The organism is Paenibacillus durus ATCC 35681, from assembly GCF_000993825.1.
Taxonomy (GTDB): domain Bacteria; phylum Bacillota; class Bacilli; order Paenibacillales; family Paenibacillaceae; genus Paenibacillus_AQ; species Paenibacillus_AQ durus_B.
Genome location: NZ_CP011114.1, coordinates 2,627,743 through 2,653,704, shown reverse-complemented (window position 1 = coordinate 2,653,704; position 25,962 = coordinate 2,627,743). Strand labels below are relative to the sequence as shown.

Here is a 25,962-nt window from a genome sequence, read left to right as displayed (position 1 = left end):
AAATGATTCAAGCCCTATCTCTTTTTAAAAGATAGGGCTATTTTCTTATTGTAATATTATACAAATTCTACGAGAATCAATATATGCAAAAAAAACCTCATTTATGTCTTATCATGTCGAGCATTTTCCTTGGTTTTTTTGTAAAAGATTGAGCATCTTTCAATCAAATTTTGTCGAACAGGAAGGATTTTCGGAAAGAGTTGTGGAATTCTTTTCACTATGATAGCTTTGGAAGGGGGATAATTATGGGATTGCTTAATACTTTAAGTTTCCGACGGTTGCAAAAGGGCATTGATGCCGCCAACATGCGACAAAACGCACTGGCTAATAACGTGGCAAATGTCGATACACCCAATTTCAAGCGCTCCGATGTCTCTTTTGAGAGCTTTCTGCGGGAGCAGGAAAGAGGACTTCAATCTTCACTTAGTGCCAAAGTGACGGATTCCCGCCATATTCAATTCGGAATGACAGGCAATGTTCCCTCACCGGTCATCCAGAATGACAAGAGGACGTCTATGAACAATAACGGCAATAATGTTGACATTGACCGAGAAATGGCGCTAAGTGCCGAGAACCAGCTCCGGTACAGTTCTTACGTTCAACTTTTGAACAGTCAAATTTCAATGATGCGAACGGCAACTGAAGGGAGATAATGAGGGATGAATTTCGGCAGCAGTTTTGGAATCAGCGCCTCTGCCTTAACCGCACAACGGCTGAGAATGGACGTGATTTCGTCCAATATAGCCAATGCGGAAACGACAAGAGCGTCGGTGGTTGACGGCAAAGCGGTGCCTTACCGTCGCAAGCTGGTGGTGCTGGAGTCGAAACAGAACGATAGTTTTTCTAATATTCTGCATTCTAAGATGAATGGCGGAACGGACGGCGTGAGTGTCAAGTCCATTACAGAGGATTCCTCGCCGCTCAAACCGGTATATAATCCGACTCATCCCGACGCTGATGAGAACGGGTATGTATACATGCCCAATGTGGATGTAACGAAAGAGATGGTGGATATGATCTCCGCATCCCGTTCCTATGAAGCGAATGTTACCATGCTCAATGCTAGCAAGGCGATGGTTTCCAAAGCACTTGAAATCGGAAAGTAAATATTCAGTACAAATCTTCTAAAGTGGCTGTAGGGATCGGTACACTTTAGTGTTTGATTTCTAGGAGGAGAAACCTTGATACAGAATTTGACAATCGGTACACAAAGCATCCAGCCTCTTGCAATGAAGAAGACAGAGACGCAATCAGCGGCCGGTCTTTCGGACACTACAAAAAGCTTCGGATCTTATCTTGAGGATGCTCTGAATCAAGTTGCTGCGCAGGAGCAAACTGCGAAAGATATGAATAACAAGTTTGTCCTGGGGGAAGTGAATGTGGATGAAGCGATGATCTCTTCACAGCAGGCTCTGCTGAGCTTGCAGCTGACAGCCCAAGTCCGAAATAGAGCTATTGAAGCTTACCAGGAAATTATGAGAACTCAGATCTAATAAGGTCTAAACAATCCTAGCATAGTTTCGGATGGGGTGACACTGTGAATGAAAGATTCGCCCAGTACAGGGAAAAGCTTGCCCAGTATTGGAACAGATTCAGCGTCAGGCAGAAAATACTTTTCTTTTCTACGCTATTGATCATTATAATCATCATGGTCGCTGCGACGATGCAGCTTACCAAGACCGAGTATGAGGTTGCTTTTCAGGATTTGGACAGTACGGACGCCGCCGGAGTAATAAACTATCTGGAATCAGCGGGAATCAGTTATAGGTTAAGTCCAGACGGCAAAAGCATTTCCGTTCCCAGTTCGGACGCCGCCCGCGCTAAAGTAGATATCGGATCGCAAGGGATCGTTCAGGATGGCTCAATTGGTTATAAGATTTTTGACCAAAGCTCATCTATGATCGGAACGACAGATAACGAGTTTAATGTAAAGTACAATAACGCTCTTAACGGGGAAGTTGAGCAGCTTCTTCGCAAGATGCAGGGGGTTAAGGACGCCAAAGTTCTTGTCAATCTGCCAAAGGAGACCGTGTTCGCTACCCAGGATGATCAGGAGAAGGCTTCGGCATCCGTGGTATTGAGCTTTAAACCGGGCTTCAGACCCTCTCAAGACAACATCGACGGCTATTTCAATCTGGTTAAGACGGCCGTTCCGAATTTGCCTATTAACAATATTACAATTACGAATAATGAAACCGAGCTTATGCCGACGGCAAAGGGAGGGCAAGCCGGTGTTTCCAGCCAGGTTGAAGAAAACTTCGCCCTTCAGAGAAAATTTGAAGATGATGTGAAAAAGAATGTCAAGGCGTTTCTCAGTACGCTAACTGGGCCCGATAAAGTCGATGTGCTTGTCTTTTCCAAGCTGAACTTCGACAAAGAGACCCGGAAGGAAAACCGGGTTGAGCCTGTAGACCCTGAAAACATGCAAGGGATCGTAATCAGTTCCCAAATTATTAGTAATACGTACTCTGGACAAGGCAGTGCGGACGGTGGAGTAGCGGGAACCGGGGCTGGTGATGTACAAGGATACCCAAGCAGTGCGAATTCCGGAAACACTTCATCTGAGGAGTCGTCTGAGACCAAAAATTTTGAAGTGAACCGAATTACGAGAGATATCATCGCAAGTCCATACACTGTAAAAGATTTAACCATTAATGTTGCGGTTGAACCACCCGATGGACAACCAACTTTGAATCCGGCCGTTTCGAATGCCATTCGGCTTATACTGATCAATATTGTCAGAGCTTCCCTTGCCGATTCAGGGGTTACCTATACTGACGCTGATTTGGGTAAAAAAGTTTCGGTCTATTCTCAATCTTTTGGTGCACAATCGGCAGCCCAAGCATCTGGCGGCTTAGCAACCTGGATGATATGGGCGATCGCCGCGGCGGCACTGCTGGTTGGAGCGGGCGTGGGATATATCATCTATCGACGCCGCCGCAATAATGCGGAAGAAGAAGAGGAAGAGATTCCGCTTCAGATGCCGACAGAATTCCCGTCCATTAACCTGGACAGCGTAACGAACGAGAGTCAAGTGCGTAAGCAGCTGGAAAGCCTGGCTAAGAAAAAGCCAGAAGAGTTCGTAAACCTGCTGCGCACCTGGCTAGCAGACGAACAGAGGTGAACGAATGGCAAAGGCGGCACAGCAGGGGCTTAGCGGCCGTCAGAAGGCCGCAATCCTGCTCATCACATTAGGGCCTGAAGTTTCGGCGCAAATTTTCAAGCATTTAAGAGACGAGGAGATTGAGCAGCTTACGCTGGAGATCGCTAACGTCCGCAAGGTTGACAGCGGCGAGAAGGAATTAATCTTGTCGGAGTTTCATCAAATCTGTCTGGCCCAGGAATATATTTCGCAAGGCGGCATCAACTATGCCAAGGAAATCTTAGAGAAGGCGCTCGGGCAGCAAAAGGCGCTGGAAGTTATCAACCGTCTTACGGCGACGCTTCAGGTCAGACCATTTGATTTTGCCCGGAAGGCGGACCCTAATCAAATTTTGAACTTTATTCAAAATGAAAATGTGCAGACTATCGCCCTTGTGCTTTCGTACCTTCATTTTGAACAGGCGGCTGCAATTCTTTCTTCTTTGCCGCAAGAGAAGCAGGCTGAGGTGGCTAGAAGAATTGCTGTTATGGACAGCACCTCACCGGAGGTTATTTCCCAGATTGAGAAAGTTCTGGAGCAAAAGCTGTCCGCAACCGTTACTCAGGATTATACGAATGCAGGCGGCATCGAGTCGATCGTACAGATACTCAATGGCGTCGACCGTGGGACAGAGCGAACGATTCTGGATTCGCTTGAAATTCAGGATCCTGAACTGGCGGAAGAAATCAAGAAGCGGATGTTCGTATTCGAGGATATCGTCAATGTGGACAACCGTTCCATCCAGCGAATTATCCGCGATATCGAGAATGCGGATTTGCAGCTTGCGCTTAAGGTTGCGAGCGAAGAGGTCCGTGATGTCATTTTCCGAAATATGTCCAAACGCATGGCGGAAACATTCCGGGAAGAAATGGAATACATGGGCCCGGTGCGGCTTCGTGATGTAGAGGAAGCCCAAACCCGTATTGTGAGTACCATTCGAAGGCTGGAAGAGTCAGGTGAAATCATCATAGCCCGCGGTGGAGGAGATGACATTATTGTCTAGGTTGATCAAACACTCCCAATATGTTCCTGTTGAAGCGCTCAAGAGATTGGAGTTGGCCCGGCAGCATGCCGGTCTAGCCGAAGAAGAAATCCAATCAGGGGAAAGTAGCGAAACGCAGCATGACGATCCCGCTCACGAGGCAACTGAGCAGACATGCAAACAAATGCTGCGCGACGCAAAGGAGTTTGCCGAAGAACAGGTGCGGAGCGCCTCGCTTGAGGCTGAACAAATCATCGAGAGAGCGCATAGTGAAGCCGAAGAATGGTGGCGCAGCCGCAGGGAGCAGGATGAACACCTAACCGAAGCGGTCAAGGCAGAAGCCTATAGTGAAGGATATAATGAGGGTCTGCTGCAGGCTGAGGAAGAAATGAAGGCAAAGCTCGCAAAGGTAATGGAAGAGGCTCAAGCCGTTTTATTAGAAGCCTATAAAGCGCGCGACGTGATCATTCAGGAAGCCGAGCCTTTTCTCGTTGAACTAAGCTGCGACATCGCCGAGAAAATCGTGGAGAAGCAGTTGACGGTGGAACCGGCGTTTACAATTGATCTCATCAAGAGAAACCTGGCCCGTAAGAGGGAGCAGGGTACCATCTCTCTGTGCGTAAATCCTAAACAGTTCTCTTTTGTTAATGCGGCTCGAGAGGAACTTACATTAGCCATTGATTCGCAGGCGGAACTTCAGATTTTGCCCGACTCGACGGTGAAGGACCATGGATGCGTAATCCGTTCTTCCCTTGGAAGCGTAGACGCAAGGATCGACACCCAGCTCGAGGAGATCAAAAAGGAACTGATTCGGGTGGCGCTGGATAATGACGGGCAGAGAAATGGGGAAGGTAATGCTTGACACCCAGAAATACAAAGAACAGCTACGCAGTATCGATCCCGTCAGAATTAACGGCAAGGTAACCCAGGTTATCGGGCTGATGGTTGAATCGGAAGGGCCGGATGCCAGCATAGGAGACGTCTGCTATATCTATCCTGCCAAGGGCAGCAGACCGCTCAAGGCGGAGGTCGTCGGCTTTCGCGATAACAAGGTGCTGCTTATGCCGCTGGGTGAGCTGCAGGCAATCGGACCCGGTTGTGATGTGGTAGGCACGGGTAAACCGCTCAACGTGCAGGTGGGTTCCGAACTGCTCGGCAAGGTGCTCGACGGTCTCGGACAGCCGCTTGACGGTACGCTTATACCGGCTCGCATGCCGTTCAGTTCAACTTTCAATATCCCAACTAATCCGCTTAACAGGCCCAGAGTACAGGAACCGATCAGCATCGGAGTGCGGGCGATCGACGGACTACTAACGATTGGCAAGGGCCAGCGGGTCGGGATTTTTGCAGGCTCGGGGGTAGGGAAAAGTACGCTGATGGGTATGATCGCCCGGGGGACTTCCGCGGATGTTAATGTGATCGCACTGATTGGAGAGCGCGGGAGAGAAGTTCTCGATTTCATCGAACGCGACCTTGGTCCGGAGGGGCTGCAGCGATCGGTTGTAATTGTAGCTACCTCGGACCAACCGGCGCTGATTAGGATTAAAGGGGCGTTGATTGCTACGACGATCGCCGAGTATTTTCGTGATCGCGGACTCAATGTCATGCTGATGATGGATTCGGTTACACGGTATGCGATGGCACAACGCGAGGTAGGTCTTGCTGTCGGAGAGCCGCCGGCGATGCGAGGATATACACCGTCGGTATTTGCCAGTCTGCCGAAACTGCTTGAACGCGCGGGAACAGGGCCAACCGGATCGATTACCGCTTTTTATACCGTACTGGTCGATGGAGACGATATGAACGAACCGATTGCCGATGCCGTTCGCGGAATATTGGATGGACATATTGTGCTTAACCGGAGTATTGCAAATAAAGGGCATTTTCCGGCGATCGACGTGCTCGCGAGCATCAGCCGGGTGATGAAGGACATCGCGCCCGCGGATCAGATTGAAGCGGCTGAGAATGTGAAACGGTTGATGTCGGTTTACAAGGAATCCGAAGATTTAATTAATATTGGCGCTTACCAGAGAGGTTCCAATGCCCAGATTGATGAGTCGCTGCATTATATTGATAGTATTTGGGATTTTACAAAGCAGAAGGTAGACGAGAAGACAACGCTGGCCGAAGTTCAACAAATCTTAATTTCCCATTTTTCGAGGAGTTGATTTGATTAATGAGATTTCACTACAGTTTCCAGAAAGTCGTCGATTTGAAGGGCAATGAAAAAACGCAGGCGGAATGGTTGCTCTCGAACGCGATTGGGGAACTCCAGGCACAGGAGAAAAGTTTGGTTGAACTTATGGAACAGCGAAATGAAATTTTACTCTCGCTTCAGGCAGCGGCAGAACGTAGAACACCGATGGCGATGATCCGGGAAATGCAGGATTACGTGGACTATTTAGACAACTGTATTACCCGCAAACAAGGCGAGATCAGCCAAGCGCATCAAGAAGTTTCAAGAAAACAGGATAATCTTAACTCAAAGGCTCTGGATGAGAAAATTTGGTTGAAAGCAAGAGAAAAAGCGCTGGGTATTTTTAAACAAAATATGAATTTGCGGGAACAAAACGAACTGGATGAGATGGCTACCGTCCGCTTCGCGATGAAGCCCCTCTGACGTCTGGAGGTTATTCACCAGTGGCAACGAACGATATGGAGCTTGAAAACGAAGAATCGGCAAGCAAGTTTGAGCGGTTTCTGTTTCTGATGATTCCGATTATTTTTACACTTGTCTTAATTGGGGTTTTGCTGACGCTTTTCAATATGGATTACAGAAACGACATGCTGCAAATAGCGAACAAAATTCCGCTCGTGAATAAATGGGTGCCTGATCCAAAAGAGGATACTGCCGGTAGCCAGCAACAGGAGAAGCAAGAGGCGAGCTCGGAAGCAACCATTAAAGAGCTAAAGGACCAGCTGGCCAAACAGGAAGAGACGGTAAAACAGCTGAATGAGCAAAAAACCTCGCAAGATCAGGAGGTTCAGGATCTAAAGACGCAGGTTGACGAAATGCAGCAGACTGCCAGCAGCCAAGAACAGGCAAAAGAACAGGATGAGCACGAGAAAAAGATAGCCGCTATGACCAAGCTTTATGCGGGAATGAAAGCATCCAAAGCGGCGACAATTATGCAAAATATGACGACCGAGGAAGTAGTTCAGCTGCTTAGCGGAATGAATAATGACAGCAAGACAGCCATTTTGGAAAAGATGGACCCGAAAGTAGCCGCAGACGTGTCTATAAAGCTAAAGGAATCGGCCAATTCTTCCGATATGGCTATTGCAGCCCTTCAATCCAGACTAAATCAACAAGCGGCGGCAACTAGCCAGGCCGGCAGCGGTTCTAATCTTGACAAGGAAAAGTTGAGCCAGACCTTCTCCACTATGCCCGCCGCCGAAGCGGCAAAGCTGCTCAGTGATATGTACGGCATCAGTCCAGATAAGGTGATCACGATTCTAAGTACCGTGAACGACAGTGTGCGGTCTTCCATATTATCCGAGATGACCAAGAATGATACGAATGGAGTAACTGCCAAAATCGTAAACCGTCTGATGGGCGGTAAATAAGAACTGCACATGAAAGGAGGTGAAAAATGATGAGTCTTGTATTTCAAATGATTTCTTCAGGGAAAGGTCTTAATGCCAAAGCAGCTGCTTCTACCGGGTCTTCCGGGATAGAAGGAGTTATCGGCACTGCGGGAAACGGGATGTTCTCCCAGACTCTGTTGCAATCGATGGCAGGCGCAGCTTCTGGGATGACAGCAGCTTCAAAAGGCGATACGGCAGCAGTAACTTTACAGAACCTTCTGAAGACGACAGTATCCGGCACAACAGATAAGGATGGCGAAATGTCGAGCGCGACCGGCCAAGAGCTGCTGGGTCAACTTCTTCCCGAGCTTACGAAACTGGATGAACAGATCGAATTGAATCCCGAACTGCTGGCGGCGCTTCAGGGCTGGCTGATTCAGGTCTCCGCTCTTTTGTCGGGTGCTGATGCAAAGGAAGGTCAAGCTGAGAACGCGCTTACGGCACTTGCGCAGAACCCTGCTACCGCAAGGTTTGCTGTTCAGGATGAACTGAACAACCTCGCGGCCAGATTTCAGCAAGCTGCAGAAAGCGGCGATGAAGCGGCAGCAGGCACAGCGCTGAAGCTGCTGAATAGCTTTGCGGCAATCCTTGAACCGTATACTGGAACTGGATCGGCTTCCAATGAAACTTCTGTACAGTCTGCTGCCCCTCAAGCTGCCGTTGTTGGAAAGCTTCAAGAACGCCAAAAGGAGAACGTCGGCAATAATTCCGAAGGAACCGGTCCTTCCAAGGTCGGAGACTTGATTGCGAACAAGTCGGACGCTTCCGGATCCGGAAAAGCTCCCGCGAGCTCTGGCGATGTCAAGGCGGCAGCAGGTGATTTGATGAACTTTAAAGTGACTTCGACATCCGCAGAAGGTAAGGAGAATCCCAAGGCAAGTGCGGATATACTATCCGAAATAGTTGCTGACCAGGATTCTACCACAGGAGATAGCAAAGTCATTACCGCAGGCCAGCTCATGCTTAGGGACGGAATTACGGCTCCTCTGAAGACAGAGACTCCGCAAGTTCCGGTTCATAGATTTGCGCAGGAAATGACAGGTTTTATTACAGGCAAGCTGGAGATTGTCAATAAGGGCGGAATTGCCGAAGCGACAATATCTCTGTTTCCGGAAAATCTGGGACAAGTAGATGTCAAGATCACGATGCAGAACGGTCAGTTGGTCGCGCATTTCACGACTGAGCATGCTGGAGCCAAAGATTTGCTGGAGAATCAGATGTCCCAACTGCGCGCTGCGCTTCAATCCCAGGGACTGCAGGTAGAAAAACTGGAAGTTTCACAGAACAACACTTCCCAGCAGTCGCAGCTTTTTCAAGAGGGACGCCATTCGGGAGCAGGCGGTCAGGGTTCCGACAAACGCTCCAAAGAGCGGAAGGAAGCTTCAGATGATGCTATTCTTACCGCCGAACTCGATGGGGAATGGAAAGAATGGCTGAATAGTGAAAGACAAAGTATCCGCAGCCTGACAGGCCAGTTCTCAGCCGAGGCTTAGGGGTGACGGAAAGAGGGGTGAAAGACCATGGCAACCTCGGATAATATGATATCCACAAATAATGTATGGCCGAACTATTCGGCAGGTAACGTCTCGGACAGCAGTAAGGGCAACCAAACGCTCGGGAAAGACCAATTTCTTAAAATATTGGTTACGCAGTTGCAGAATCAGGATCCGATGCAGCCTTTACAAGATAAGGAGTTTATTGCTCAAATGGCTCAATTTACGTCTGTTGAGCAGCTTATGAACATCTCCGGTCAATTAACGGCGCTCAATCAGTCGCTTGGCACGGTTTCAGGTCTAATTGGGAAAAATGTCAGCTGGCTTGACAGCTCTACTTCAGAGCAGAAATCGGGAACGGTGGATTCCATTGTCGTTAGCGACGGAGTGCAGTACGCTCTTGTGGGCAAAGAGAAGATAGCGCTCAAGGACATCACGCAGATTAAAAATAGCGACAGCACCTCGGCGGCGGGGGACGCCGGCAGCGGAGGCGGGACGGCATCATGAACGATAAAATGACGGTCGGACAGATGTTTACCGGTGTCCGGCACCCAGGCATGCTGCAGCGTTCCAACACCGTTAATAACAATGGATCTTCTTCCGGAAGCACCTCTTTCGAAACCGTACTTCAGCGGAATATGCTGAAATTCAGCAATCATGCCGCGAAGCGGCTGGAGCAGCGAGGGATTCAGCTTGGAACTAAGCAGCTTGACCAGATCTCTTCGGCCGTAGAACAAGCGGCGGCCAAAGGCAGCAAGGAATCGCTCATTCTGATGAAAGATTTGGCGCTCATTGTCAGTATTGCGAATCGTACCGTGGTGACGGCAATGGATGGAAGCTCGATGAAGGACAATGTATTCACCCAAATAGATAGTGCAGTAATCATCTCTTGAACCGGCTGGTCCTAACGGAAAGCCGGAGGACCGCCGATCGACTGACGCGGTCCTACCTATAATTATTATCCAAATTAAAGGAGCCCCCAAGCTCTATTTCTGGGAGGGTAAAATAATGTTAAGATCTATGTACTCCGGTGTTTCAGGCATGCGCGGTTTCCAAACCAAGCTGGATGTTATCGGCAACAATATCGCGAATGTAAATACGATCGGTTTTAAATCGGGACGTGTCATGTTCAAAGATATCATGAGCCAGACGATTTCCGGCGTTACCGCACCCAACGATGACGGACAAGGCGGTATCAACGCCAAGCAAATCGGACTTGGCGTCAGCATTGGTTCCATTGACACGATGCATCTGGCGGGCAGTGCCCAGACAACCAATAATCCGACCGACCTTCGTATCGACGGAGATGGTTTTTTCCTCGTTAAGTTGACTGGCGACCAAGAAACTCCTTTTCTAACCCGGGCCGGCGATTTCCATGTTGATGCCAGCCGTAATTTGGTTACTTCGGATGGCCTTCATGTGCTTGATTCAGCCGGAGAGCCGATAGTCATTGGTGAGGACGTCACGGCTTTCTCGATTTCCAATGACGGAACCATTGTACAGTCGATGGCCGACGGAACAACCCAAGCAGGCGTTCAAATCGGCGTCGCCAAAGTCAGTAACCCACAGGGCCTTGAGAAAATTGGGGGCAATCTGTATCGCATGACTTTGAATGCCAACGCGGAAGGCGCTCTGGAACCTACAACCGCCAACAATGGGGAAGCTGGCACCGGAGCAATTGTAGCGGGACAATTGGAAATGTCCAATGTCGATCTGACGAATGAATTTACGGAAATGATCGTCGCTCAGCGCGGGTTCCAGGCGAATTCCCGGATTATTACCACATCGGATGAAGTGCTTCAGGAAGTCGTTAATCTGAAACGTTAATTTCAGGTCATCCTAGAAGTTCTCTGATTTAGTACTTTCCGGATGCCGGGCTTACAGAATAATAGTTATATATTGTTTTTTCATAGTTCATGATATTGGTTTCAAGCTGGGGGAGGTTCTCCTCTCCCAATTTATAGTTAGGAGGCCTCTTATGATCTCGGTAACACGTTTAAACGGATCGCCAATGTGGCTGAATGCCCTTCTGGTGGAAATGGTGGAAGAAAGCCCGGACACTTACATCACCCTTGTAACGGGAAAGAAGCTGATCGTTCTTGAAAAGGCCGATGAAGTTGTTGCCAAAATCCGTGATTACAATAAGGAAATCGGCGCGTATTCAGCCACCATTAAAGTCCAAACACTGGAGGAGCTTTCATGAAAAAGATGCTGCCTTGGCTCATCACGATTTTATTGGCGATTACTTTAATCGTGCTAGCCGCTTTTTTACTAATGAACAAATGGTTTTCCGACAGCAGCGGCAACGCGGTTAACGACACAGTAAACACTGTGGCGACCAAGAGTCTGACCGCAGACGAAATCGCGACCATGACTTCGGAAATTAAAGAAATAAAAACCAATCTTGCTGATCCCGATTACGTCGTTTCTATAAACTTCGCTTTTCAATTGAATTCTGAAGCAACTAAGGAAGACTTTGAAAAAATTAAAGAAATAAAGGTCAAGCCGCTCATTATTAAAACACTGGCCGATGCGAAACCCCAGGAATTGAGCGGAGCAAGCGGCAAGGACCAACTGTGCAGTAAGCTTGTCAATCTGATTAACGATACGTTGCCCGAAGGAAAGCTTACCCAGGTGGAAATTACTTCTTATATTCTGGCACCCATTTAAGACTGCCAAATTTCAAGTTAACTTACGGGGGGTGAATGAATGGTTGATGTACTTTCGCAAAACGAAATTGATGCCCTGCTTGCCGCTCTATCATCCGGTGAGATGGACGCCGACGAACTAAAAAAAGAGGAAACTCAGCGCAAAATACGTTCATATGACTTTAAACGGGCTGTTCGTTTCTCAAAGGATCATATTCGAAGCCTGACCCGAATTCATGATAACTTTGCCCGATATCTGACGACTTATTTCTCGGCGCAATTACGAACTTTTGTACAGATCAATGTCGTTCAGGTAGAGCAGCTGCCTTATGATGAATTCATCCGTTCAATACCCAAAATGACTATTTTGAATATTTTTGAAGCTGAGCCACTGCAAGGAAGAATGGTCATGGAAGTGCATCCGAATATTGCCTTCGCCATGCTTGACCGGCTGCTTGGAGGAATAGGGACAGCTCCCTCGAAAATTGCTACTTTGACTGAGATTGAAACAACTATAATGGAGCGTATTTTCAGCAGATGCTTTGAGAGCCTGCAGGAAGCCTGGAAGACGGTACTGGATATTGAGCCGGTAATGGAAGCGCTGGAAACGAATCCGCAGTTTATGCAGATCGTATCCCCTAATGAAACAATTGCGCTTATATCGCTCAGCACCAAGATCGGGGACACGACGGGCATGATCAATTTATGTATCCCGCACGTTGTGCTGGAGCCAATCATGTCCAGGCTGTCCGTGCATCAATGGTTCGTATCTGAGAAAAAGGCTCGGGATGAGCAGGAAGTGGAAGCGATTAGAGCCAGCGTCAACAAGGCTCAGCTTCCGATTGTCGCAGAATTGGGAGAATCCAGGATTTCGATTGCCGAGTTCCTCGGTCTTAATGTAGGTGATGTAATATCACTTAACAGGACCGTTGAAGCCGGACTATCGATCAAAGTGGGCAACAAGCTGAAGTTTATTGGAAGTCCGGGAATGCTCAAAGACCGGGTAGCCGTGCAAATTGATGAGATTGTCAGTGAAGGAGTTGAAGGACTTGACGAGTAAAGATTATTTATCCCAGGAAGAAATCGACGCACTTTTAAGACAATCGACGGAGAGCGCGGGAAGCGCATCTTCCAACAAGACGGTGGATGATTATCTGACCCCGTTTGAGCAGGATGCCTTAGGAGAGATTGGTAATATTACTTTCGGCAGCGCCGCAACGGCACTTTCGACCCTGCTCGGTAAAAAAGTGGACATCACGACCCCGCAAGTCTCCATTATTACGCGCAGTGAGTTTGAGGAAGTTTTCCCTAAACCTCACGTTGCAGTGCATGTAGAGTATGTTGATGGCTTTCAGGGCATTAACTCGCTCGTGATCAAAGTCCGTGACGCCCAGGTGATTGCCGATCTGATGCTGGGTGGTAACGGAGAACCTAATGACGAAGAACTGAACGAGATACATGTCAGCGCCGTTCAGGAGGCCATGAATCAAATGATGGGCTCCTCCGCCACATCGATGTCAACCATTTTCAACCGGTTCGTTAACATTTCGCCGCCAGGTATTGATATTCTCAATATGTCGAGTGGCGAGGGAGTGAGAAGTCTACCCGAAGACGAGACACTGATTCGCATCTCGTTCCGTCTCAAAATCGGTGAACTGATCGACTCGACCCTCATGCAGCTTCTGCCCGTTTCTTTTGCTAAGGATATGGTGATGATGCTGGTTGGAGACGCCTCTGAGTCGACTGAAGCGCCTGCTGCCGCTGTTGAAGCGCCGGCCCCTGCTAGACCGGAAGCATCTCAGCCCCAATCCGCAACGGCTGCTCAGCAGCCTCAGTCGGCTCCTGAGCAGCCGGCAGCACAGCAAATACCGCCAGGACAACAGCCATATCCGGGAATGCCCGAAGGAGGATATTATTATCCGCCATACGGAATGCCTCCTTATGGTATGCCCCCTCAGGGGATGCCTGGACAACAGGGAATGCCTTACCCGCAGTCCCCGCCCTCAGCATCCCAGCCGAACCGGAATGTCAACGTACAGCCGGTCCAGTTTGCCAATCTTAGCGGTAACACATTTGGGAATGTTGACGAAAATAATTTGAACTTATTGATGGACATACCCCTAAGAGTGACCGTAGAATTAGGAAGGACCCAGAAGCAAATTAAAGACATTCTTGAGATGTCGCAGGGATCGATCATTGAGCTGGACAAGCTTGCAGGCGAGCCTGTTGATATTTTAGTGAACAACAAGCTGATTGCCAAGGGAGAAGTAGTGGTAATCGATGAAAATTTTGGGGTTCGTGTAACGGATATCGTAAGCCAATGGGACCGGGTTCAAAAATTACAATAAGCATAACTTAGGGAGGATTTATTTTAAGATGGCTAACCGAATTTTGATCGTGGACGATGCTGCATTTATGAGAATGATGATTCGCGATATTTTATCGAAAAACGGTTTTGAAGTGGTGGGTGAAGCCCAGGACGGTGCCCAGGCGATTGAAAAATTCAAGGAACTGCGTCCCGACCTGATTACCATGGATATTACCATGCCTGAAATGGACGGAATTGCGGCACTGAAAGAAATTAAAAAAGTGGATGCCAACGCCAAAGTCATTATGTGTTCCGCCATGGGTCAGCAGGCTATGGTTATCGACGCAATCCAAGCTGGAGCCAAAGATTTTATCGTTAAGCCATTCCAGGCGGACCGCGTTATCGAAGCCATCAGCAAGACGCTAGGCGTGTAGGATCTGTTCATGCCGCTCAACACCGAGCCGCTCGGCACAGGCAATAACCTGCTGAATTTGCTCAATGTTATCTTTGTGCTCGCGGTCATTATCGTTATTATTATTTTTCTGATCCGGTTTTTGGGACGCCGCAACCAAGCTTGGATGAAAGGCCGTTCCATGCGCACCTTAGGTGCGGTGGGACTCGGCCCTAACAAGTCGATGCAGGTGATAGAAATTGGGCGCAGTCTCTATTTGATCGGGGTTGGCGAGAACGTAACGATTTTGGATAAAATCACCGATCCCGAAGAAGTCGCGTTGATCGTATCGGGATTCGAGGAGCAGTCTGTGCCGGGGGGCAAGTTCTTTATTCCGCTGATTGCCAGGGTGAGAGAAAGGCTGCGCGGGGAAGTGCCGTCTCAGGAAATCGATCTGAACGAAACTTCATCTTTCTATGAAATGCTGCAGACCAAGCTGCGCTCCGCTTCGGACCGAGAGAAGAAGATGGAGGAACGGCTTGGCGGCGAAGATCAAAAGGGCAGGCAGGAGGATTTATGAAGAAAAAAATATGGTTTGCCTTCCTGCTGATTGGTCTTGTCAGTTTTCTGGCTCTGCGTCCGATCTATGCCGCCGATCCTATTCCGAACATAGACATTCAGGTAGGAGGAGACGGCGGTCAAACCGGCACCAGTTCCATTTCCATCTTACTGCTCATTACGGTTCTGAGCGTGGCTCCGGCTTTTTTGGTTCTAATGACCAGCTTTACCCGGATCGTTATTGTGCTCGGATTTATCCGCACTTCGCTCGGAACGCAGCAGATGCCGCCGAACCAGGTGCTGGTGGGACTCGCTCTTTTTCTGACGCTGTTCATTATGTCACCAACTTTGTCGACAGTGAATCAGACGGCGCTGCAGCCATACATCAAAGGACAAATCACGCAGACCGAAGCGATGAACAAGGCTGCCGTTCCGATGAAACAATTCATGTTCAAGTATACGCATGAGAAGGATTTGCTGCTGTTTATGAAATATAACGGCTACACTGGCAATAACAAGCCGGCGACATACACTGATATTCCGCTGACCGTGCTCGTGCCTTCCTTTGCGATGAGTGAATTGAAAACGGCCTTCCAAATGGGCTTCATGATTTTTATTCCTTTTTTAATTATCGATATGGTGGTTGCCAGCACGCTCATGGCGATGGGGATGATGATGCTGCCGCCCGTAATGATCTCGCTGCCTTTTAAAATCATGCTGTTTGTGCTGGTGGACGGTTGGTATCTAGTAGTCAAATCGCTGCTGCTCAGCTACGGCACGTGACGGGGAAGAGGAGGCGAAGGGTATCAATACGGAGTTTATTATCGGTCTCGCAGGTCAAGCCGTGTATCTCGTACTTGAGATAAGCGCGCCTATGCTGATTCTAGGTTTGGTCGTCGGGCTGATTATCAGTATTTTTCAAGCGACGACTCAGATTCAGGAACAGACGCTGGCCTTTGTCCCCAAAATCGTCGCTGTGCTGCTGGCCCTGCTTCTGTTCGGCCCGTGGATCATAACAAAGCTTGTTGACTTTACCACCCAAATTTTGGGTAATCTCCATATGTATATCGGATGAATGATATGATAGATTCCATTTTGCGCAGCTTTCCAGTTTTTTTGCTTATTTTTTGTCGAATTACGGCCTTTTTTGTTATCGTGCCTGTCTTTTCTTCCCGAAGCGTGCCGAGAACTTTCAAAATCGGAATTTCCTTCTTTCTATCACTTGTCGTGTTCAGCGCTAAAGGAAGCGGTGTAACTGTTCCGGAAGATCTCGGTATAATTCTGCTGATCATTAGAGAATCTCTGATCGGGCTGCTGCTCGGGTTCATAGGCTATCTGATGTTTATGACCATTCAGACAGCGGGCTCGTTCATCGACATCCAGATTGGCTTCGGAATAGCGAATGTGATCGACCCGATGACCGGGGCGTCTTCACCCATACTTGGCAACTTAAAATATATGATTGCCCTGTTGTTGTTTTTAGGGATGAATGGTCATCATTATTTGCTTGATGCTATAGTGAACAGTTATAACTGGGTTCCTTTAGATAATGATCTCCTGCTTAAAATGATGGACGGAAGTCTGGCGGAGTTTCTTCTCCGTTCATTCGCTCAGTCGTTTATGCTTGCTTTTCAAATGTCTGCTCCGCTGGTGACCGCGTTGTTTCTGACGGATGTCGGGCTAGCTTTTTTGGCAAGAACTGCGCCGTCGTATAATGTGTTCGTTATCGGAGTGCCGCTGAAAATTATTGTCGGCCTAGTGCTGCTGTTTATTCTGATGCCTGCTTTAGCCGTACTTTTTCAAAGCCTGTTCAATATCATGTTCGAATCTATGCGCAATTTGCTGAGCACAATGGGGAACAGTCCGTAAGATGACAGTAGGAGGGCCCAGACATGGCATATCGATATAAACTCGACCTCCAGCTCTTCGGCGGAGAAAAGACGGAAAAGGCGACTCCAAGGAAGCGGCAGGACGCCCGGAGAAAAGGCCAAGTTGCCAAAAGCGCTGAACTTTCAGGCGCACTGGTACTGTTGTCCGGGGTGCTGAGTCTGATGGTATTCGGCGGATTTATGAAGGTACGGTTTACCGCGCTGTATACTGACGTTTTTATGAACCGCCTCATGATGGAGGTCACTAAAGAAAATGTGCTGCAGCTGATGAACGAATATGGAGTACAGATTCTGATTCTGCTGGGACCGATGCTGGGCATAACCTTCATTCTGGCATTGATCTCCAGTGTGGCCCAGGTGGGCTTTATGGTTACCGGAGAGGGAATCACTCCGAAGTTCAGTAAGATCAATCCGATTAAAGGCTTTAGGAATATTTTTTCTATGCGGTCGCTAGTTGAAATGCTGAAATCAATCTTTAAGCTGCTGGTAATCGCGTATCTGGTTTTTAGTACATTGTGGGGGCAAAAAGGCGTTTTTTCGTCCCTGGCGCAGGTTAGTGCGGAAGATGTTTTTCGCTTTACTGCGAAGATGACTCTGAATCTCGGTATCAAAATCGGGGCGGCTCTGCTTATTATGGCTGTGCTCGATTATATGTATCAGCGGTACGAGCATGAAAAGAGTCTGAGGATGTCCAAACAGGAAATTAAAGATGAATTCAAAAAAACGGAAGGCGATCCGCTCATTAAAGGGAAAATTAGAGAGCGGCAGCGCCGGATGGCGATGCAGCGGATGATGCAAGAAGTCCCCAATGCTGATGTCATCATTACGAACCCGACCCACTTTGCGGTAGCGCTGAAATATGACGGATCTAAGATGGAGGCGCCGCAGATCGTGGCCAAAGGCCAGGATTATGTCGCTCTTCGAATTAGGTCGATTGCCAAAGAACATGGCGTCATGACAATGGAAAACAAGCCGCTTGCACGGGCGCTCTTCCAAAGGGCGGAAATCGGGGATTCGGTCCCTGCCGATCTGTTCCAGGCGGTAGCCGAAGTGCTCGCTTATGTATATAAGTTGAAGGGCAGAACCAGATAATTTCAGGGAGGTAAGAAACATTGAAAGCTAGGGATTTAACGGTATTAATCGGTATAATCGGAATCGTGCTAATGATGATTCTGCCTATTCCCTCTGGGCTGCTCGACCTTCTGCTGGTCATTAATATTTCGATCGCGTTGACGATTATCCTAGTGGCAATGAATACAAAGGAACCCCTTCAGTTCTCCATCTTTCCATCGCTGTTGCTAATTACAACCTTGTTCCGCCTGGCGCTGAACATCTCAACAACGAAGCTGATTTTATCCGAGGGTGAAGCCGGTTCGGTTGTGGCGACGTTTGGCGGCTGGATTGCGCGCGGACAGGTTGCGATCGGATTTATCGTGTTCCTGATTCTGGTTGTTGTGCAGTTTATCGTTATCACCAAAGGCTCTGAACGCGTAGCCGAGGTAGGGGCAAGATTTACACTCGATGCCATGCCGGGTAAGCAGATGAGTATTGATGCCGATTTGAATGCAGGCATGATCAACGAGCAGCAAGCCCGGGAGCGCCGGCGTAATATTGAGCGTGAAGCAGACTTCTACGGCGCGATGGACGGGGCGAGTAAATTCGTAAAAGGGGATGCGATAGCCAGCATTATTATCCTGCTGATCAATTTGATCGGCGGCTTCATCATCGGGATTGCTGTTCATGGGATGCCGTTCCAAGACGCGCTCTCGACCTACTCCGTTCTGACGATCGGGGATGGTCTGGTTAGCCAAATACCTGCTCTGCTCATTTCTACCGCAGCCGGCCTAATCGTTACCCGGGCTTCTTCGGATGGCAATCTAGCGGAAGATCTGACAGGGCAGTTGCTGTCTTATCCGAAGCTTCTGTACATCGTTGCGGTTACGGTCGCTTTTTTAGGCTTATTTACACCAATTCATGCGATAACAACCCTGCCGTTAGCAGGTCTTATGGCCTATTCGGCCTACCGGATGACGCAGAACTTGAGCCGTAAGGCCATCGAAGAAGAGCAGCTCGTCGAAGAACAGCAGATCGAGGAGGTACGCAGTCCGGAGAGCGTGATCAGCCTGCTGAATGTCGATCCAATCGAATTCGAGTTCGGCTATGGCTTAATTCCGCTGGCGGATACCCAGCAAGGGGGCGACTTGCTCGATCGGATCATCATGATTCGGAGGCAGTGCGCGCTTGAAATGGGACTTGTTGTCCCTGTTATCCGAATACGCGACAATATTCAACTAAAACCGAATGAATATGTCATCAAAATTAAAGGAAATCAGGTCGGCGGCGGTGAATTACTACTTAATCACTATTTGGCAATGAGTCCAGGGTATGATGACGAATCGATAACCGGGATCGAGACGATTGAACCGTCATTCGGATTACCTGCGTTATGGATCAATGAATCGGTCAAGGAGCGTGCCGAGCTAGCTGGTTATACGGTGGTCGATCCGCCGTCCGTAGTCGCCACCCATCTTACCGAACTGATCAAACGGCATGGGCATGAGCTGATTGGACGTCAGGAAACGAAAATGCTGGTCGACAATATTCGCGAAAGTTATCCTGTGCTGGTCGATGAATTGATCCCGTCTGTACTCACCGTTGGGGATCTGCAGAAAGTGTTGGCTAAGCTGCTGCGCGAGAAGATATCGATCCGGGACTTGGTTACTATTTTTGAAACGCTGGCAGACTACGGCACCTATACTAAAGATCCAGATGTACTGACGGAATATGTGAGACAATCGCTGTCACGGCAGATTACTCAGCAATTCTCCCAGTCCGGAGAAACTCTTAAGGTAATTACGGTAGGACCAACGCTTGAGAAAAAAATAGCCGAAAGCGTTCAGCAATCGGAGCATGGCAGCTACCTTGCGCTCGATCCTGTATCAACCCAGACGGTATATCAGCGCCTAATGGAGCAAATTAACCGTCTATTGCAATCGGGACAGCAGCCCATTGTATTGACTTCGCCAACCATCCGTATGTATCTGCGGCAGGTCATAGAGCGGACGATGCAGGATATTCCAGTGCTGTCTTACAGCGAATTAGAGCCTAATATTGAAATTCAAAGCGTTGGAGTGGTGAATCTATGAGAGTGAAGCGTTACGTTGTCGATACGATGCCGGACGCCATGCATTCCATTCGCAGCGAGCTTGGAAGTGACGCCGTTATTCTGAGCACGAAGGAAATCAGAACCGGTGGCTTTATGGGAATGTTCAGAAAAAAGAAAATCGAAGTGGTCGCCGCGGTAGAGAATGAACAGAAGCAAGCAGCTTCCGAAAAAAGGGAGGTAGCGCCGCAGTCCGTCCCCCGTGCAGTTGTTCCCAAGGCCTACCGGGAGGCCTATGCCTCTGCTTCGGGCAATGTTACCGCAAGCGGATCGGAGCCTTCGCGGAGTTTTGCCGAGATTGCCGCGTCGCTTGAAGGCGCCGCCAAGAAGCAAGGGGCTGTCGCCGTGCTGGAAGAGAAAGCGGTGCCGGAAATTCCTAAGGAAGCTTCAGCGAGTTCACGTCTGGAGGCGACCGATCCCGTTGTGCAGCCTCCTTCGGCTCCGAAGCTCCCTTCTGACCGAAAGGAACGTCCGTCTAATGACAGCGTTCTTGATGAGATTAGAGAGATGAAGCATTGGATTGAGCGAATCGCCCGGCAGTCCGCTGACTCGAGAGAACTTCCGGAAGGGCTGGAGCTGCTCCGCCTGCGGCTGATTGAGCAGGAAATGGACGACGCATTGGTAGAAGAATGGATCAGTGATGTGCTGGATGCCTGGAATAATGACGGAAGACTGTGGCCGGAAGAAAAGTTTGAGGAAGTTCTAAGAGTACAGGTTGAGGGGTTTCTTGCCGATAGAATAGGAGGAGGCATTGCTCCGGATACACAGCTCTTATATGTCGCAGGTCCTACAGGGGTAGGGAAGACGACGACTTTGGCCAAGCTTGCGGCTGATCAGCTCTTCAGACATGGCCGAAAGGTCGGGATGATCACAGCCGATACATACCGTATATCTGCGGTGGAACAACTTCGGACTTACGCATCCATTTTGAATGTGCCTCTTGAGGTTATTCAATCGCCGGGCGATATGCAGCGGGCCTTATCCAGGCTGGAGAGTTGTGATCTGGTATTAATGGACACGGCTGGAAGAAACTACCGCAATGAGCTGCTCGTTGCCGAACTGCAGAGCCTGCTTTCTCCGGCAATGAAGAGCGAGACCTACCTGGTGCTCAGCATGACTTCGAAGAGCAGGGATATGAAGCTGATTACCGAGCATTTCAGCAAATACAGGCTGGATAAAGTCATTCTGACGAAACTGGACGAAACGGGCAGCTACGGACCATTGTTCAACCTGCTTAACGATTACCCGCTCATGCTGTCATACATGACAAATGGTCAGACCGTACCTGATGATCTTCTTATACCATCCGGAGAACTGGTGTGCAATCTGCTGCTTGGTACGGGTGAACAGTGATGGATCAGGCTCAATCGTTGAGACAGCTTGTTGCTGGACAAAACAAAAAACTTAGCGATAGAGGAACAGACACCGCGCGAATAATCACTGTATGCAGCGGTAAAGGCGGAGTCGGTAAATCGAATTTCACGCTTAACTTTGCGCTTGCACTCAAGAGTATGGGAAAAAGAGTACTTCTGTTCGACGCCGATATCGGCATGGCCAACCTGGATATTCTGATGGGTGTCTCAGCGAAATACAATCTTTATCATTTGCTTGGCAGAGAAGCCGGCATTGAGCAGATTATTCAATCGGGGCCAAACAACCTGCCTTTCATTGCCGGAGGGTCGGGCATGAAAGAGCTTTTCTCTCTATCGGAAAGCGATTTGAATTACTTCACATCCCAAATTGCCACAATGGCCGATGAGATGGACTATATTCTATTTGATACGGGTGCCGGACTTTCCAAGGAAACGATGAATTTCATCGCTTCAACAGACGATTGTCTCGTTGTTACGACCCCAGAGCCTACGGCGATTACCGATGCTTACGCATTGATGAAAGTGGTTCACACTAGTCATCCGAACATCGCGTTCAAACTGATTGTTAATCAGGTATCCAGTATGAAGGAAGCGACTGCAACGAGCGACAAAATCCGGCTGACCGCCCGCCGCTTTCTGCAGGTGGATATCCCGTTTCTCGGTTTTATTAGCAGCGACAACCATGTGGTACAAGCAGTCAAGCGCCAGATTCCATTCTCATTGGCCTATCCCAACAGTGCCGCTGCGAAGGATCTTCACAGACTGACGCTGCGATATTTGTCATCCGACCGTTCTTCATCCTCGGCTGAATTGCAAGGGATTAAAGGGTTTATCAGCAAGTGGCTTCGCCGTATATAAGAAATGTTCTGAATTTAAGGACAGAGGTGGAAATGATATGAAGCCATATAAAGTTCTTGTTGTGGATGATTCAGCCTTTATGCGCAAAATCATTTCCGATTTAATTGAAAAGGACGCCGACTTCCAAGTAACGGCAACGGCGGTCAACGGACGACAAGCGGTTGAGAAGGTGAAGGAACTGCAGCCGGATCTTGTCACCATGGACGTGGAAATGCCGGAAATGAACGGCCTAGAAGCGTTGAAGCTGATCATGCTTGACCATCCGCTTCCTGTCATCATGTTGTCCGGTATTAATGAAGAAGGAATGAAGGAGACAATCCTGGCACTGGAAGGCGGGGCCTTCGACTTCATTCGCAAGCCATCGGTTTCTAGCTCCCATGACATCAACAGTGTCGGGGAAGCTCTGAGGGAGCAGATAAAGGAAGCCATGCTTGCTCGCGAACGCCGGGAAGCGCGGTCAGTGTCAGAGCCTCAAGGCTCTGACGGTTCACCCGCATTGCAGCCGCCCGAATCTGCTTCCCCCCCGCCGCCTGTCAAGCTGGCGGATAAGCCGGACGGAGGCGCGGCGGAACATATCCCTAACCGGGAAATCAAGGACAGTAAAGCGCCGATCACACGGCCTTCCTCGCCGGTGACCGGGAAACTCTTCGAACGCAAGCGTGCAGACAAGCCGCCGGTTCCTCGCTCAGAGCGAACCAAAAGCGTCCCTCCTAGAGCGAAGCCGGAAGCCCGACAAATTAAGATTTTGTCCCAGCAGAAATCGGACGTCCCGGCCGATCTAGCACCGCCGAAGCCGCCGGCAGCCGGAGCGGAACCAGATACTCCTGCAGCGAAAGGCAAGGACCGCAAATTTGGGGTGAAGGGGCTGACGAAGCTTGTGGCGGTCGGTTGTTCAACAGGCGGACCGCGCGCGCTGAAAGCTTTGCTTGAGAATATTCCGGCCGATTTTCCAGCACCAATTGTTATCGTGCAGCATATGCCCCCCAATTTTACAAAGTCGCTTGCCCAGCGGCTGAATACCTTTAGTCCTCTGGATGTCATGGAGGCGGAGCAGGGGATGATCCTGCGAAAGGGAGCGGCTTATATTGCTCCGGGGGGATATCACATAAAGGTCACGGAAACTGCGGGAGGGCAGTACGCAGTGGCTCTATCGAAGGAGGAAGCACGTAACGGTCATCGTCCCTCGGTGGATACGCTGTTTGAGTCACTGCTTCCACTAAAAGATTTGGAGCGCCATGCGGTTATTATGACCGGAATGGGAAGCGATGGCGCCAAGATGATGAAGTCGCTATATGACGCGGGTATCACCTCTACCTTTGCTGAGAGCGAAGAAACCTGCGTCGTTTACGGGATGCCGCGTTCCGCGGTTGAACTCCAGTGTGTCACTTATATTTTGCCGTTGCAAGACATTGCTCCAAGACTGGTCCAAGTCGTTAAATAACGCAAAGTGAACGTGAAGGGTAGGTGTCAGGACATGGACATGAATCAGTATTTATCCATGTTTATTGATGAGTCGAATGATCATCTGCAGTCTTTGAACGAAAATATGATGGGCCTGGAGGCTAATCCCGACGATCTCAGCATTGTGCAGGTGATCTTCCGCTCCGCACATACCTTAAAAGGCATGGCGGCGACAATGGGATTTGAAGATCTGGCTTCGCTAACCCACCAGATGGAGAATGTGCTGGACCTGGTGCGAAACGGTAAGCTGGTTATGCAGGATTTTATTTTTGACACTTTATTCAAGAGTCTTGATGCGCTTGAAGCCATGGTTCAGGATATTACTGGAGGCGGAGAGGGTAAGGCCGACGTATCTTCCATTGTGGCCTCTCTTCAAGCAATTGTGCGCGGCGAAGTGCCGTCTGCCCAGGGAGGAAGCGCCGCGCCGGCAGCCGCTGCATCCAAGGAGACGGAAGCCCCTGCCCTTCTTGATGAATTCCAACTATCGGTTCTTGAACAATCGATTCAGGAAGGACTTCAGGTACTGTTCATTGAAGTAACGATTCGCAAAGACTGTCAACTCCGCGCGGTAAGGGCTTATATGGTCTTTGAACTGTTGGAGCGTTTCGGTGAAGTCGTGAAATCTTTCCCTTCGGTTCAGGATATCGAGCAGGAAAAGTTTGATTACAGCTTTTCGCTCTATTATATTTCACAGAAGACAGCCGAGGAAATGCAAACTTTGATCATGGGAGTATCCGAGATCGATAGTGTAACTTCGGTGGCGCTTGATGTGGAGACGCTGAGCCAGCTCGCAAGGGCGGAAGTCGCCGCCGCTGTTGAGGAGGCCCCCCCGGCTCCCGCGCGGGAGAACAACCCTCCGGCTACCCAAACGCCCGCAGCTGCCCCCAAAAGAGAAGAAGCCAAGAAGGCGGCTCCCGCCAAAAGCGCAGGTACTCCTTCCCGTACCATCCGTGTCGATATCGACCGTCTGGATGTTCTTATGAACTTGCTCAGCGAGCTTCTGATCGACCGGGTTCGGCTGGAGCAGCATGCTTCGGATATTCAGAGCGGAGAACTGACCGAGACGGTTGAGCATATGAGCCGTGTGAGTGGCGATCTGCAGAACATAGTCATGAAGCTGCGGATGGTACCGGTAGATACGGTGTTCAATCGTTTTCCCCGCATGGTTCGCGATCTTGCCAAGTCGCTCGACAAAAAGGTGGACCTCATCATTACGGGCGCCGAAACCGAGCTCGACCGGACCGTCGTCGACGAAATCGGCGATCCGCTCGTTCACCTCTTGCGCAACGCGCTTGACCATGGGGTCGAATCGGTAACTGACCGGATCGCCGCCGGCAAACCGGAGACCGGCTCCATCCAGTTGCGGGCGTTTCACAGCGGCAACCACGTCTTTATAGAAATTCAGGATGACGGCGCCGGCATCTCCCGTGAGAAGGTGCTGAAATCCGCGATGAATAAGGGAATCGTCACTGCGGAGCAAGCGGCGGCAATGACCGACAATGAGGCCCATCAGCTGTTGTTCGCCGCAGGATTCAGTACAGCCGAGGTTATTTCCGATATTTCGGGCCGCGGGGTCGGATTGGATGTCGTGAAAGCTAAGATTTCTTCCCTTGGCGGCAACGTCACCATTTACTCCACTCCGGGCAAAGGCACCACATTCTCTGTTCAGCTTCCGCTGACGCTGTCCATAATCGCCGCCATGCTGGTCCGGCTCGGCTCGGAGAAATATGCGATCCCGCTCTCTTCCATTGTAGAGACAGGCATCGTGAAGCGTTCGCAAATCCGCAGCGTCCATAGTTCGAAGATGGTGGAATTCCGGGGAGCCCATATCCCGATCGTGTCGCTAAGCGCCATCTTTAATGTGCCTGACTATGACGAGAGCAGCGAAGAAGAGACGGAAATTGTTGTCATCCGCAAAGGGGACAAACTCGTTGCGCTCACGGTGCAGGATTTCATTGGCCAGAACGAAATTGTCATTAAGAATTTAGGCAAGTACTTGCCGAGTACCCAGGGAATATCGGGAGGCACAATTCTTGGCGACGGACAGGTTGCGCTAATTATCGATGCCAACGCTTTTATCAAATAAAAGAAATTATTAATGGAGGTAC

General features: G+C 49.4%; 28 protein-coding genes. All 28 read left to right on the top strand.

What is annotated here, in order from left to right; translation table 11 throughout:
* Window positions 1-245: 245 nt before the first annotated feature.
* The 28 genes from flgB (at window position 246) to VK70_RS11990 (ending at window position 25,940) form a co-directional block, all read left to right on the top strand.
* Complete coding sequence (gene flgB / locus VK70_RS12125; protein WP_025700236.1) at window positions 246-653, top strand: flagellar basal body rod protein FlgB; 408 nt, start codon at window positions 246-248, stop codon at window positions 651-653.
* A gap of 6 nt (window positions 654-659) precedes the next feature.
* The gene (gene flgC / locus VK70_RS12120; protein ID WP_025700235.1) at window positions 660-1,106 is read left to right on the top strand and encodes a flagellar basal body rod protein FlgC; all 447 of its coding nucleotides are present in this window, start codon (window positions 660-662) and stop codon (window positions 1,104-1,106) included.
* 75 nt (window positions 1,107-1,181) lie between these two features.
* The gene (gene fliE, locus VK70_RS12115) at window positions 1,182-1,493 is read left to right on the top strand and encodes a flagellar hook-basal body complex protein FliE (protein WP_025690987.1); all 312 of its coding nucleotides are present in this window, start codon (window positions 1,182-1,184) and stop codon (window positions 1,491-1,493) included.
* A gap of 44 nt (window positions 1,494-1,537) precedes the next feature.
* Window positions 1,538-3,124 (top strand): flagellar basal-body MS-ring/collar protein FliF, encoded by a 1,587-nt coding sequence (gene fliF / locus VK70_RS12110; RefSeq protein WP_025700233.1) that lies wholly within the window; start codon window positions 1,538-1,540, stop codon window positions 3,122-3,124.
* Between the two features lie 4 nt (window positions 3,125-3,128).
* Window positions 3,129-4,145, top strand: coding sequence for a flagellar motor switch protein FliG (fliG, locus tag VK70_RS12105; protein ID WP_025700232.1), 1,017 nt, complete (start codon window positions 3,129-3,131; stop codon window positions 4,143-4,145).
* The gene (locus tag VK70_RS12100; RefSeq protein WP_025700230.1) at window positions 4,138-4,986 is read left to right on the top strand and encodes a FliH/SctL family protein; all 849 of its coding nucleotides are present in this window, start codon (window positions 4,138-4,140) and stop codon (window positions 4,984-4,986) included. Before fliG ends, VK70_RS12100 begins: the two co-directional genes overlap by 8 nt.
* Window positions 4,979-6,292: a flagellar protein export ATPase FliI gene (gene fliI / locus VK70_RS12095; protein WP_025700228.1), complete on the top strand. Its 1,314-nt coding sequence runs from the start codon at window positions 4,979-4,981 to the stop codon at window positions 6,290-6,292. The genes VK70_RS12100 and fliI overlap by 8 nt, the downstream gene beginning before the upstream one ends.
* A gap of 8 nt (window positions 6,293-6,300) precedes the next feature.
* A complete protein-coding gene (gene fliJ / locus VK70_RS12090; protein WP_025700226.1) occupies window positions 6,301-6,744 on the top strand; it encodes a flagellar export protein FliJ in 444 nt (147 codons plus the stop codon).
* 20 nt (window positions 6,745-6,764) lie between these two features.
* The gene (locus tag VK70_RS12085) at window positions 6,765-7,691 is read left to right on the top strand and encodes a MotE family protein (RefSeq protein WP_025700225.1); all 927 of its coding nucleotides are present in this window, start codon (window positions 6,765-6,767) and stop codon (window positions 7,689-7,691) included.
* 26 nt (window positions 7,692-7,717) lie between these two features.
* Window positions 7,718-9,205 (top strand): flagellar hook-length control protein FliK, encoded by a 1,488-nt coding sequence (locus tag VK70_RS12080; protein WP_081755028.1) that lies wholly within the window; start codon window positions 7,718-7,720, stop codon window positions 9,203-9,205.
* Window positions 9,206-9,232: 27 nt separating this feature from the next.
* The gene (locus tag VK70_RS12075; protein WP_025700222.1) at window positions 9,233-9,712 is read left to right on the top strand and encodes a flagellar hook capping FlgD N-terminal domain-containing protein; all 480 of its coding nucleotides are present in this window, start codon (window positions 9,233-9,235) and stop codon (window positions 9,710-9,712) included.
* A complete protein-coding gene (locus tag VK70_RS12070; protein ID WP_025700221.1) occupies window positions 9,709-10,098 on the top strand; it encodes a TIGR02530 family flagellar biosynthesis protein in 390 nt (129 codons plus the stop codon). Before VK70_RS12075 ends, VK70_RS12070 begins: the two co-directional genes overlap by 4 nt.
* Before the next feature lie 115 nt (window positions 10,099-10,213).
* Window positions 10,214-11,032, top strand: coding sequence for a flagellar basal body rod protein FlgG (flgG, locus tag VK70_RS12065; RefSeq protein ID WP_025700219.1), 819 nt, complete (start codon window positions 10,214-10,216; stop codon window positions 11,030-11,032).
* A gap of 151 nt (window positions 11,033-11,183) precedes the next feature.
* On the top strand, window positions 11,184-11,408 hold the full coding sequence (locus VK70_RS12060) for a flagellar FlbD family protein (protein WP_025700218.1): 225 nt from the start codon (window positions 11,184-11,186) through the stop codon (window positions 11,406-11,408).
* On the top strand, window positions 11,405-11,875 hold the full coding sequence (locus tag VK70_RS12055; protein ID WP_025700217.1) for a flagellar basal body-associated FliL family protein: 471 nt from the start codon (window positions 11,405-11,407) through the stop codon (window positions 11,873-11,875). Before VK70_RS12060 ends, VK70_RS12055 begins: the two co-directional genes overlap by 4 nt.
* Window positions 11,876-11,914: 39 nt before the next feature.
* Window positions 11,915-12,913 (top strand): flagellar motor switch protein FliM, encoded by a 999-nt coding sequence (fliM, locus tag VK70_RS12050; RefSeq protein ID WP_025700215.1) that lies wholly within the window; start codon window positions 11,915-11,917, stop codon window positions 12,911-12,913.
* On the top strand, window positions 12,903-14,201 hold the full coding sequence (gene fliY, locus VK70_RS12045; protein WP_046723326.1) for a flagellar motor switch phosphatase FliY: 1,299 nt from the start codon (window positions 12,903-12,905) through the stop codon (window positions 14,199-14,201). The genes fliM and fliY overlap by 11 nt, the downstream gene beginning before the upstream one ends.
* A gap of 28 nt (window positions 14,202-14,229) precedes the next feature.
* Window positions 14,230-14,595 (top strand): response regulator, encoded by a 366-nt coding sequence (locus VK70_RS12040; RefSeq protein ID WP_025696157.1) that lies wholly within the window; start codon window positions 14,230-14,232, stop codon window positions 14,593-14,595.
* Window positions 14,596-14,604: 9 nt separating this feature from the next.
* Complete coding sequence (locus VK70_RS12035; RefSeq protein WP_025696155.1) at window positions 14,605-15,132, top strand: flagellar biosynthetic protein FliO; 528 nt, start codon at window positions 14,605-14,607, stop codon at window positions 15,130-15,132.
* Entirely contained in the window at window positions 15,129-15,893 is a 765-nt protein-coding gene (gene fliP / locus VK70_RS12030) for a flagellar type III secretion system pore protein FliP (RefSeq protein ID WP_025696153.1), read from the top strand. The genes VK70_RS12035 and fliP overlap by 4 nt, the downstream gene beginning before the upstream one ends.
* A gap of 22 nt (window positions 15,894-15,915) precedes the next feature.
* Window positions 15,916-16,185, top strand: a complete 270-nt coding sequence (gene fliQ, locus VK70_RS12025; RefSeq protein WP_025696151.1) for a flagellar biosynthesis protein FliQ — start codon at window positions 15,916-15,918, stop codon at window positions 16,183-16,185.
* A gap of 5 nt (window positions 16,186-16,190) precedes the next feature.
* The gene (gene fliR, locus VK70_RS12020; RefSeq protein ID WP_036641009.1) at window positions 16,191-16,979 is read left to right on the top strand and encodes a flagellar biosynthetic protein FliR; all 789 of its coding nucleotides are present in this window, start codon (window positions 16,191-16,193) and stop codon (window positions 16,977-16,979) included.
* 23 nt (window positions 16,980-17,002) lie between these two features.
* On the top strand, window positions 17,003-18,091 hold the full coding sequence (gene flhB, locus VK70_RS12015) for a flagellar biosynthesis protein FlhB (protein WP_025696148.1): 1,089 nt from the start codon (window positions 17,003-17,005) through the stop codon (window positions 18,089-18,091).
* Between the two features lie 20 nt (window positions 18,092-18,111).
* Window positions 18,112-20,145 (top strand): flagellar biosynthesis protein FlhA, encoded by a 2,034-nt coding sequence (gene flhA / locus VK70_RS12010; protein WP_025696145.1) that lies wholly within the window; start codon window positions 18,112-18,114, stop codon window positions 20,143-20,145.
* Window positions 20,142-21,515, top strand: coding sequence for a flagellar biosynthesis GTPase FlhF (gene flhF, locus VK70_RS12005; RefSeq protein ID WP_025696143.1), 1,374 nt, complete (start codon window positions 20,142-20,144; stop codon window positions 21,513-21,515). The genes flhA and flhF overlap by 4 nt, the downstream gene beginning before the upstream one ends.
* A complete protein-coding gene (locus tag VK70_RS12000; protein WP_025696141.1) occupies window positions 21,512-22,393 on the top strand; it encodes a MinD/ParA family protein in 882 nt (293 codons plus the stop codon). Before flhF ends, VK70_RS12000 begins: the two co-directional genes overlap by 4 nt.
* Window positions 22,394-22,430: 37 nt before the next feature.
* Window positions 22,431-23,834: a protein-glutamate methylesterase/protein-glutamine glutaminase gene (locus VK70_RS11995; RefSeq protein WP_025696139.1), complete on the top strand. Its 1,404-nt coding sequence runs from the start codon at window positions 22,431-22,433 to the stop codon at window positions 23,832-23,834.
* 33 nt (window positions 23,835-23,867) lie between these two features.
* A complete protein-coding gene (locus VK70_RS11990; RefSeq protein ID WP_046723324.1) occupies window positions 23,868-25,940 on the top strand; it encodes a chemotaxis protein CheA in 2,073 nt (690 codons plus the stop codon).
* The last annotated feature ends 22 nt before the right edge of the window (window positions 25,941-25,962 follow it).

Bases quoted from the DNA above. Each gene is read 5' to 3' on its own strand.
- flgB (WP_025700236.1), top strand. From the start codon at position 246: ATGGGATTGCTTAATACTTTAAGTTTCCGACGGTTGCAAAAGGGCATT.
- flgC (WP_025700235.1), top strand. From the start codon at position 660: ATGAATTTCGGCAGCAGTTTTGGAATCAGCGCCTCTGCCTTAACCGCA.
- fliG (WP_025700232.1), top strand. From the start codon at position 3,129: ATGGCAAAGGCGGCACAGCAGGGGCTTAGCGGCCGTCAGAAGGCCGCA.
- fliI (WP_025700228.1), top strand. From the start codon at position 4,979: ATGCTTGACACCCAGAAATACAAAGAACAGCTACGCAGTATCGATCCC.
- fliJ (WP_025700226.1), top strand. From the start codon at position 6,301: ATGAGATTTCACTACAGTTTCCAGAAAGTCGTCGATTTGAAGGGCAAT.
- VK70_RS12080 (WP_081755028.1), top strand. From the start codon at position 7,718: ATGATGAGTCTTGTATTTCAAATGATTTCTTCAGGGAAAGGTCTTAAT.
- VK70_RS12075 (WP_025700222.1), top strand. From the start codon at position 9,233: ATGGCAACCTCGGATAATATGATATCCACAAATAATGTATGGCCGAAC.
- VK70_RS12070 (WP_025700221.1), top strand. From the start codon at position 9,709: ATGAACGATAAAATGACGGTCGGACAGATGTTTACCGGTGTCCGGCAC.
- flgG (WP_025700219.1), top strand. From the start codon at position 10,214: ATGTTAAGATCTATGTACTCCGGTGTTTCAGGCATGCGCGGTTTCCAA.
- VK70_RS12060 (WP_025700218.1), top strand. From the start codon at position 11,184: ATGATCTCGGTAACACGTTTAAACGGATCGCCAATGTGGCTGAATGCC.
- VK70_RS12055 (WP_025700217.1), top strand. From the start codon at position 11,405: ATGAAAAAGATGCTGCCTTGGCTCATCACGATTTTATTGGCGATTACT.
- fliM (WP_025700215.1), top strand. From the start codon at position 11,915: ATGGTTGATGTACTTTCGCAAAACGAAATTGATGCCCTGCTTGCCGCT.
- VK70_RS12040 (WP_025696157.1), top strand. From the start codon at position 14,230: ATGGCTAACCGAATTTTGATCGTGGACGATGCTGCATTTATGAGAATG.
- VK70_RS12035 (WP_025696155.1), top strand. From the start codon at position 14,605: ATGCCGCTCAACACCGAGCCGCTCGGCACAGGCAATAACCTGCTGAAT.
- fliP (WP_025696153.1), top strand. From the start codon at position 15,129: ATGAAGAAAAAAATATGGTTTGCCTTCCTGCTGATTGGTCTTGTCAGT.
- fliR (WP_036641009.1), top strand. From the start codon at position 16,191: ATGATAGATTCCATTTTGCGCAGCTTTCCAGTTTTTTTGCTTATTTTT.
- flhB (WP_025696148.1), top strand. From the start codon at position 17,003: ATGGCATATCGATATAAACTCGACCTCCAGCTCTTCGGCGGAGAAAAG.
- flhF (WP_025696143.1), top strand. From the start codon at position 20,142: ATGAGAGTGAAGCGTTACGTTGTCGATACGATGCCGGACGCCATGCAT.
- VK70_RS11995 (WP_025696139.1), top strand. From the start codon at position 22,431: ATGAAGCCATATAAAGTTCTTGTTGTGGATGATTCAGCCTTTATGCGC.
- VK70_RS11990 (WP_046723324.1), top strand. From the start codon at position 23,868: ATGGACATGAATCAGTATTTATCCATGTTTATTGATGAGTCGAATGAT.